4 protein-coding genes are annotated in these 5,498 nt (G+C 65.8%); 3 read left to right on the top strand and 1 reads right to left on the bottom strand.

Translation table 11 applies throughout. The features are described 5' to 3' along the window. The 3 genes from mycP to eccA all read left to right on the top strand — a co-directional run. The coding region (gene mycP / locus WA317_RS11265) for a type VII secretion-associated serine protease mycosin (protein ID WP_425173104.1) at positions 1-1,056 on the top strand (1,056 nt) is incomplete at its 5' end. Further along, complete coding sequence (gene eccE / locus WA317_RS11270; RefSeq protein ID WP_425173105.1) at positions 1,053-2,585, top strand: type VII secretion protein EccE; 1,533 nt, start codon at positions 1,053-1,055, stop codon at positions 2,583-2,585. The genes mycP and eccE, both read left to right, overlap by 4 nt. A gap of 3 nt (positions 2,586-2,588) precedes the next feature. Next, positions 2,589-4,448, top strand: coding sequence for a type VII secretion AAA-ATPase EccA (eccA, locus tag WA317_RS11275; protein WP_425173106.1), 1,860 nt, complete (start codon positions 2,589-2,591; stop codon positions 4,446-4,448). Between the two features lie 69 nt (positions 4,449-4,517). On the opposite strand, the gene WA317_RS11280 is transcribed toward eccA, so the two are convergent. Further along, positions 4,518-5,498: MinD/ParA family ATP-binding protein (locus WA317_RS11280; RefSeq protein ID WP_425173107.1), on the bottom strand; the 981-nt coding region annotated here is incomplete at its 5' end.

A 5,498-nucleotide genomic window follows, 5' to 3' on the forward strand; every position in this document is an offset into this window, starting at 1 on the left:
CCCCCGCCGCCGCCGCCGCCGGAGGAGGATGAACCTTCCAACGGCCCCGGGGATCCAGTGCCCGACCAGCCTGAAGATCCCGAGGTGCCGCCGCCGCCGCCCGGTGCGCCGGACGGGGTAGCCGGGGTGGCGCCGCACGCGCTGATCATTTCGATCCGACAGTCGTCGCGGGCCTTCGAGCCCGACAATCCGGGTCCCGGTAACACCGAGGCGCGGAAGAAGGCGGGCACCATGGCGTCACTCGCGACAGCCATTGTCCATGCCGCCAACATGGGCGCGAAGGTGATCAATGTCAGTGTCACGTCGTGTGTGTCAGCGGCTGATCCGCTCGATCAGACCTCGATCGGTGCCGCTGTCTGGTACGCCGCCACCGTCAAGGACGCAGTCGTCGTCGCGGCTGCAGGCAACGACGGCGAAAGCGATTGCGCCCAGAATCCGACCTTTGACCCACTAGACCCGTCCGATCCGCGGGACTGGCATCAGGTAAAGACCGTGTCGTCGCCGTCGTGGTTCTCCGACTATGTGCTGTCGGTCGGTGCGGTTGACAACACCGGTGCGCCGATCAGCAAAAGCCTAACAGGACCTTGGGTTGCCGCAGCGGCACCCGGCATCGGGATCATCGGGTTGTCGCCGGACACCAGCGGACCAGTCAATGCGTATCCTCCGGCCAAGCCCGGCGAGAAGAACATGCCGTTCTGGGGCACGAGTTTCTCGGCCGCCTACGTCAGTGGGGTGGCCGCGCTGGTGCGGGCCAAGTACCCGGATCTGTCCGCGCACCAGGTGATCAACAGAATCTTGCAGACCGCGCACAATCCGCCGCGAGGAGTTGACAATCAGGTCGGTTACGGCGTGGTCGATCCGGTAGCCGCGCTGACGTTCAACGTGCCTCCGGGTGAGCGGCTCGCACCCGGTGTGCAGCGGCGGGTGATCCTTCCTGCCGCACCGCCGCCGCCGCCCGATCACCGGGCCCGCAATGTGGCTTTGGTATTCGCCGGTGTGGTGTTGGCCGCGGTGGTGATCGCGGCGCTCGTCGGACGTGCCAGGCGGGCACGGTGAAGGCCACCATCAAGCTGGAGATCATTGTCGGTGTCCTCGCCGCCGGACTCGTCGGCTGGAGCATTGGCCAATACGCCGGCGCAGCAATAGGTTTGATTCTAGGTGTCGTCATCGGCATGATTCGCTGGTGGCGCCAGCCGCTGTGGTCGTGGCTGGGGCTGTGGGCCCGACGCGGGCGTCCGATCGAGTGGACTGAACCTGTAACTGTCGCCAACGACCGTGCCGGCGGCGGGATTCGTTACCAGGACGGTGTCGCGGCGGCTGCGGTGCAACTTCTCGGAAAAGCGCACTCCCCCACCTTGTTCACCGGCTCGGCCTCGACGTACACCGAAAATACCCTCGACGTCGAGGATCTGTTATCGCTGATGCGGCAAACTCTGGGTTTGCGAATCGATTCGCTCAGTGTGGTGAGCGCCGGCGCTCGGCGGCGCAGCACCGGCGACTATCCGCGTGTCTACGACACGTTGATCGGCACGCCACCGTACGCCGGGCAGCGCGAAACCTGGCTGATCGTGCGGGTCGCGGCGCTCGACAACGCCGAGGCTTTGCAGTGGCGCACCTCGTTGGGCACCGCCGCGCTGGCGGCTGCCCAGCGGATCAGCGCCGCGATGCGACAGCGGGGCATTCGCGCCAAAGTGGCAACCGCGATCGACATCGTCGAGCTGGAGCGGCGCCTGGGACGTACCGCCCTGAGCTCCCACCATCAGCGATGGCGTTCGGTGCGCGGAGACGGCGGTTGGATGACCACCTATTGGTATCGGCCGGGCGATATCACGGCAAACAAGCTGGCGCATGCCTGGTCGCTCCGCAGTGATGGCATCATCCAAAACGTCACCTTGTTCCACGACGCATCCGCCACGGCCACGGTGACGGTGCGCAGCGCACAGCCGCCGACAGCTCCGCCAAGTGTGTCGTGGCGGACGCTGCCAGGGGAGCAGGCGCAGGCGATCGCCGCGAATTTGTGCGGGCCGACCCAGGTGCTGCGGGGAATTCGGCGCGGCGAGGTGACGGGTCCGCTGCACGTCCCGGTCGGCCCGTCGGGGGTACTGCTCGGCAAGGTGGACGCCGGCAACCGGCTTATGTTGCCGCTCGATGACCCGGGGGAGTTCACCCGGGTGCATATCGCCGCGGAGGATTCGCTGGCCAAACGGATCGTGATCCGGCTGGCCGGAGCCGGCGAACGAATTACTGTGCACACCCGAGATGCGCAGCGCTGGGCGAGTATTCGAATGCCGGATATTGCAGTCAGCTCCGCCGCCCGGCCCGTCTCCGGAACCACCGTCAGCGTAGTTGACGGCACCGTCGCCCCTGCGCCGCGGCCGAATACACTCGTCTCTGTCGGTGAACCAGGCGCACCGTATCGGGGGTCTGCTGATGTGGTGATCAACCAGATCGGACCGGCGACCATCAAGGTGACCGCCGCGGGACAAGTGCACACCGTCGAGGTTGAATTGTTCCGCGCGGAGAATCGCTACGTATCCTCGCAGCCGACGAGTCTGCGGACCGCTGAGCTCGAAGCGGTGGACTAGCGGATGACCAGCGGCACGACCATCGCCGCGGCGCGCAAGCGGTTCGACCAAGCCATGCAACTGTTCAACACCGACCCGGCCGCCGCACGGGCACAGTTCTATGAGGCGACGGAGATCGACCATTCGATGGCGGACGCCTGGCTGGGCCTGGTCGCCACTGGTGACGAGGCCTTGGCGACCCTGCAGGAACTGTACGCATACGGCGCCCGGCTGCATCGGGAGACCAATCGCCTCGGTGTGCACTTGTCGGCGCCGATCAAGGCGGGGCCGTATCTGTCGATCTCGGTGACCGAGTCTTCCCACGCCGGCCTGGCGTTGGCGAGCGCGCTCATCGACGATGGCCAGTTCGAGAAAGCCGAAGCGCTGCTGAAGGATTCGGCACTGCTGGATACGTGGGAGAATCACCAGTGGCACCAGTACGTGCGTGCGTATCTGATGTTCGCTACGCAGCGCTGGCCCGACGTCATTTCGATCGCCGCGACGATCTTGCCCCCGCAGGCAATCATCATGTCGGCGGTAACTGCGGCAACCAACGCGCTGGCCGCGCATGCAGCGGCACATCTCGGGCAGGCGCGGGTCGCACTCGACTGGGCCGACCGGGTAGAAATCCGCGCTGCACACGGCTTTCCGCCGGAATCTCGTCGGCACCAGTTGAGTGACACGGCAGTGGCGGCCATCGACCCTAACGAGTTCCCCTTGATCGCGGCCGATCTCGCCTATGTGCGCGGTATGGCCCACCGCCAGCTCGGTGAGGAAGACAAGGCGCAGATCTGGTTATCGAAGGCCGCGATCAATGGTGCGCTCATCGAACCCGCGAAGCAGGCGTTGGCCGACCCCGCCCTGCAACTGGTGGTCACCGACGAAGAGACCATAAAGACACGTACCAACAGATGGGATGTCACCACCGAGGTCTCCGAAGACAGCAGACGCGAACAGGAGAACGACGAGCGTCGAGAAGAGCTCTTGGCGGAAGGCCGTGCGCTACTTGACAACCAGGTCGGTCTGGCCGAAGTGAAACGAGCAGTGGCCGAGCTGGAGGATCAGATCGAGGTGCGGGCGTTGCGGCTTGCGGCCGGGCTTCCGGTCAGTAACCAGACAAACCACATGCTGCTCGTCGGACCGCCCGGCACCGGCAAGACCACCACTGCTGAAGCGTTGGGCAAAATCTATGCCGGCTTGGGCATCGTGCGGCATCCCGAAATCATCGAAGTGAAGCGCGCGGATTTCTGTGGCGAACACATCGGTGCGTCTGGACCCAAGACCAACGAGCTGATCAGCCGTTCTTTGGGCCGAATTCTGTTCATGGACGAGTTCTACTCGTTGGTGGAGCGGCACCATGACGGGCGACCGGACATGATCGGGATGGAAGCGGTCAACCAATTACTGGTCGCCCTGGAGGTACACCGTTTCGACTTCTGCTTCATCGGTGCCGGCTATGAGCGCGAAGTAGACGAATTTCTCACGGTCAACCCTGGTTTGGCGGGACGATTCAATCGCAAACTGCGGTTCGAGTCCTACAATCCCGACGAGATTGTCGAGATCGCTATCCGTTACGGTGCGCCACGCGCGACGGTCATCGAGCCGGCGGCGCGCGACGCGCTGAACGCCATGTGTAAGGCGTTGCGGTCCCATCTGGCGCCCGACGGCACGCACGGGATCGACATCATGCAGAACGGTCGGTTCGCGCGCAACGTGGTCGAGCGCGCCGAGCGGTTACGGGATTCCCGGGTGGCCGCCCAGCACCGCAGTGACCGCGGCTCGGTGACGGTGGAGGACCTGGAGACGCTTCGCGCCCAGGACATCGCCACGGCGGTGATGCACGCTTGCGCGGAGAAGCACGTGTCCATCTCGAACCCGGTGTGAGCATGCTCGGCGTGGGCCAGGTGTGTTGGCCGGTGACCGATAGCTGTCACAGACCTGCGGGTGAGAATCTCAGCGGCCGTCGCGCACGCCGCCGGGTGGCCGAGACGCGAAAAACCCCGCGACGAGTGCGGTGATCTGCAGGAATCGCCGTCGCGTCGAAGGAGCCATCTCGCTGCGCACGTCGATTACTCCGCCGGGCCGCAGGTGCGGATCGAACGGAACCTCAACGACGCGCTGTCCACGCTCCATGAACTGGCGCGCCAGCACCGACCGGGTGCGCCTGTCGGCGTGACCGTCGGAGTCGTTGAGCACGACGACGCTGCGCTGTAGCAGGCCGGTTCTGCCGTGCTCGGCGAGCCACTCCATGGTCTGGGCGGCGGCTGAGGCTCCGTCGGCCCACGGCGACGACACCACGATGAGAGCATCGAGATCCAGCAGCGCCTCCTGGGTCACCGGAGCGTCCATCGACGAACCGCAGTCGACGATCGAGATGGTGAAGTGCCGGTCCAGCCGCAGCGCGGCTTCTCGATAGATGGCCGGATCGAGCACCCGGCGCTGGCCGACAGCCGGGTCGCCGGCCAGCACGTACAGGCCGGCGGAATTGGTTCCCACTCGGGCGCTGACATCGGCGAAGGAACGCAGGTTGGTGTCGCCGGTCAGGTCCCAGTACGAGCCGCTCGCGCGGGGATCGATCCGGCTGCCCAGTCGGCCGAACGCGGTGTCGGCATCGACGGCGACCACGCGGTCTTGCTGACGCAATTGGGCGAAGATCGACCCGACGCTCGCCGCGACTGTGGTCTTGCCCACACCGCCTTTGCCGAGCACACCGACCTTATAGTTGCCGCGGAGCGCAGAGCCGATCACGGCTTCGTACTCCGCCTCCTGTCGTTCGTGAGTCGACGGGCCCAGGTTGATCAGACCGAAAGTGCAGGCCAGAACCAGACGACGCCAGCCGCGCGTGGGTTGCGGGCGCTGGCCCGGGTGCGGCAGGTGTTGCCCGGACCCACGGGGAACCGGTCGAAACGCGCCGGGGGGTGCGCTGGGCTGAGC

Source organism: Mycobacterium sp., from assembly GCF_049802695.1.
GTDB lineage: Bacteria > Actinomycetota > Actinomycetes > Mycobacteriales > Mycobacteriaceae > Mycobacterium.